The 3,690-nt window shown below is 69.4% G+C and carries 3 protein-coding genes; 1 reads left to right on the top strand and 2 read right to left on the bottom strand.

The window, feature by feature from the left end; all coding sequences use genetic code 11:
• Positions 1-320: 320 nt before the first annotated feature.
• Both ACWD38_RS30205 and ACWD38_RS30200 read right to left on the bottom strand, forming a co-directional pair.
• Entirely contained in the window at positions 321-1,145 is an 825-nt protein-coding gene (locus ACWD38_RS30205; protein ID WP_184481616.1) for a S1 family peptidase, read from the bottom strand.
• Between the two features lie 426 nt (positions 1,146-1,571).
• Positions 1,572-2,729, bottom strand: coding sequence for a helix-turn-helix domain-containing protein (locus ACWD38_RS30200; protein WP_343071723.1), 1,158 nt, complete (start codon positions 2,727-2,729; stop codon positions 1,572-1,574).
• Between the two features lie 161 nt (positions 2,730-2,890).
• Between ACWD38_RS30200 and ACWD38_RS30195 the strand changes: the two genes are divergently transcribed.
• Positions 2,891-3,436, top strand: a complete 546-nt coding sequence (locus ACWD38_RS30195; protein ID WP_450125438.1) for a YbhB/YbcL family Raf kinase inhibitor-like protein — start codon at positions 2,891-2,893, stop codon at positions 3,434-3,436.
• Positions 3,437-3,690 lie beyond the last annotated feature (254 nt).

The raw sequence follows: 3,690 nt of genomic DNA, 5'->3' as shown, positions 1-3,690 counted from the left end.
CGAGGACAGCTTTTTCCCTCGTGGCGGAGCCACTCGGGAAAAAGATCCCGCAGCGAGAGACCGACTGAGGTTCCGCTACCCGGACACCCCAGCAAGACGAGCCGTGGAAGCAATCCTGAAACCCGACCTTCCACACACCACAGCGACCACACGCCCGAACCGGGGAAGGCTCTAAAACCCGACCCCACACGCCAAGCCGCGCGAGACTCCACAACCCGCCCGCGCACCAAGCAGAGCACTGCTTTCCTGGTGCTGCAGACGCAGCAAGGCCGGGGCACCCGGCGTGCGCCCCGGCCTTGCCTCCCCGACTACCCGTGTGATCAGCCCAGCTGGGCCTGCACCTCTTGTTGATAGGTGCTCACGCGGGTGTACACGCCCGGAGTCCCCGGCCGGGCGCAGCCGTTGCCCCACGAGACGATGCCGATGAGGCGCCCGTCGGCGACGAGCGGTCCGCCGGAGTCGCCTTGGCAGCTGTCCTCGCCGCCTTCGGGCAGACCCGCGCACACCATCGCGTCGGGGTTGTACTGCCCGCCGTAGGCCCGCGAGCAGTCCTGATCGCTGGTGATGGGCGGGTGCGCTTGGAGGAGGGTGCGGGACGGTCCGCCGCCTTCTTCGGTGGTCCCCCAGCCGAGCACGGTGGTCGCCGCTCCCGGCGCGTAGAGCGCGTTGTCCTGCTGGGTGGCCAGGGGCAGTGGTGTCTGCGGCAGCTCCCGGTCGACGGTGAGCACCGCGATGTCGGAACCGGTGCTGGCGCTCTGGTATTCCGGGTGCACCCAGACGGTGCGGACTTCGGCTTCGACGCCCTCGTCGGTCGTCTTGTCGTCGCGCCCGGCGACGACGGTGATCTGCCGTGGTGCTCCGCCGGTGACGCAGTGCGCCGCGGTGACGACCTTGTTCTTGGCGGCGATGGTGCCGCCGCAGAACTGGTTGCCGCCGGAGTCGGTGAGGTAGACGACCCACGGGTATTCGGTGGTGCTCGCGGGCTCCCCGCCGACGATCTTGGTGGTGGGGGCACCGGACGTCGGCTCGGACGCCGTGGTGTCCGCCCCGGCCGGGGCGGTGATCGCGACCGAGGCCAGCGCCGCCGCGGTGAGCGCTCCCGACACCGACCACCACCGGGTTCGCCTGCGCAGAGTGTGTGTCATCCCGCTCTCCATCCCCCGGAGCCCCTGCGGCGCGGTCGGGGCGACCGGCCCGCCTCCGGCTCGTGACAGTGTCGCGGAGAGAGCCGATCACGGCGCGGTGATCGTCCACAACGGCCGATCGTTGTTACCTGATCAGGTGATATATCGGGAGAAAACCCCTCACCCAGACCAGCACATTCAGTCCACTTCGGACAGTTCGGGCGCGGTCGCCGGAGCTCGCCCCACGCCTGAGAGCGACGGTCTCGAGCAGCCGCTCGGGCCACCGACCTGACCCCGGCCGCGCGATCGACCCGCCGCTGCGACCGACCGGAGATCACCCGCACGGCGCAGCGGATCACCGGGACGCAGTAGCCGACCGGACTCCGGGCGATCGGCACCGGATGATCTCGACGGGCGTCGCGGGAACCGCCGCGCACCAGAGCGGAGTCAGTAGTCCTTGAGGACTTCGCGGATGAGGTCGGCGGCGGCGTCGGGGGCGAGCGCCGCGTGCACGATGTCGCGCAGCACGCCCCGATAGGAACTCACCGTTCGCTCGGAATCCAGGAAGGCGGAGGCGTGGTGGTTCTCCACGTAGACGATGTCCGGCTCGCCGTCATATTCCAAAAGCAGAAATGCACCCTGCAATCCGGGATAGGCGCCGACCGAACGCGGCACGATCCGCAGGCACACGTGATCCGATTCCATCATCACCAGCAGATGCAGCAGCTGCCGCTTCATCACTCCCGGACCGCCGATCGGGCGGCGCAACGCCGATTCCTCCAGCACCGAGTGGAACAGCGGAGCGCGCGATCGGCTCAGAATGATCTGCCGCGCCATCCGGGTCGCGATCAAGTCGTCCAGTTCGTCTTCGGACCGCCCCGGTTCCATACCGGAGATGACGGCGCGCGCGTATTCGGCGGTCTGCAGCAGGCCGGGGATCAGCATCGGTTCGAAACTGTGCATCCGGACCGCTTTGCCCTCGTAGTCCAGGAAGTCCCGCCAGCGCGCCGGAGCCGCGGCGGGGCGCTGCCACCAGGCGGAGCGGCCCGCGTTGCGCGCCAGCTCTGCGAGGGCGGCGCGTTCCCGTTCGCCCACCTCGTAGAGCCGCAGCAACGCGGTGACGTCGTCGAGCTGCACGCCGCTGGCCCCGGTCTCGATCCGACTGATCTTGCTGCCCGACACGCCGAGCCGGGCGCCCGCAGCGGTGCAGCTGAGCCCGGCGCGTTCCCGATGACGGCGGAGCTCGGCGGCCACCTGGCGCGAACGGACCGACGTGTGACGATTTCCCGGCATGACTGCGCTATCCCCCAGCATCGACATCCCCCGAACCGGCATCGGCGAAATCCGGGCTTCGCCGGTACCGATGTCGGCAGAACATTGGGCACGTGCACCACCGGTTCGACGGGCCGCTTTCCGGCCGCCGACGAATCCGGCGGACCGATTCTCGCATTCGCGGATCCGAGACGTTTTTGCGGTACCGCCCGCAGAACGGTCGATCCTCGCATTGGTCGGCCCGTGCGGAAATTGTCCCGACCCGTCCGGGCCGTGGTCGCCTACACCGAGATCGGTGTGCACGATGACCATGATCCCGAGCCGGACCGGCACCGACAATAACTCGATCAAGTGAATACTTGCACGGGTTGCATCAGCGGTGTCACCGCCCGTCGCGGGCGGCGCCGCGCGGGCCCGCGCACGGCCCCCACTAGGCTGCGGCCGGGCGGTGCTGATGATCGTCCAGCACCCCGCGCCGTCGAGGAGGAGACCGAATGAGCCTGCAACGCCCGATCGACCCGGACCCGTACTCGCTGCTGCCCGAGGTCCCTTCGTTCACCCTCACCTCGAAGGACGCGCCCGCCGACGAGCAGCTCGCGCTCGACCACGTCTACAGCGGCATGGGCGCCGGTGGCCGCAACCGCTCCCCGCAGCTGAGCTGGGAGGGCTTCCCCGCCGAGACGCGGAGCTTCGTGGTCACCTGCTTCGACCCGGACGCCCCGATCCCCGGCGGTTTCTGGCACTGGACGCTGGTGGACGTGCCCGCCGACGTCACCGAACTGCCCACCGGCGCCGGCTCCGCGACCGGCTCGGGCGTGCCCGCGGGCGCGTTCCAGGTGCCCAACGACCTCGGCGAGCGCGCCTACGCGGGCGCCGCGCCGCCGCCCGGCGACCGGCCGCACCGCTACCTGTTCGCCGTGCTCGCGCTGGACGTTCCGCAGCTCGGGGTGAACGACCAGGTCACGCCCGCCGTCGTCAACTTCACCGCGCTCAACCACACGCTGGCCCGCGCAGTGCTGTCCACCACGTACGCGCACTGACCCGAAGCGGCCAGAACTCCTCAGCAACGATCTCCCGCCACTCAAGGCGAGCAACGTTCTCCACCCAGCGGAGATCAGTGTCATGTCAGCGGCGAAGCCGCTGAGCAGCGACCACCCTGCCCACCGGCACCGCCGCGGGTTCTCAGTCGTCTTCTCGCGAGGACAGCTTTTTCCCTCGTGGCGGAGCCACGAGGGAAAAAGATCCCGCAGCGAGAAGACGACTGAGGTTCCGCCACCCGACCCCCAAGCAAGAA

The organism is Saccharopolyspora sp. NPDC002578 (assembly GCF_053592695.1).
Note: the sequence above shows the minus strand (reverse complement) of the source record. Positions and strands in the feature narration are given on the sequence as shown.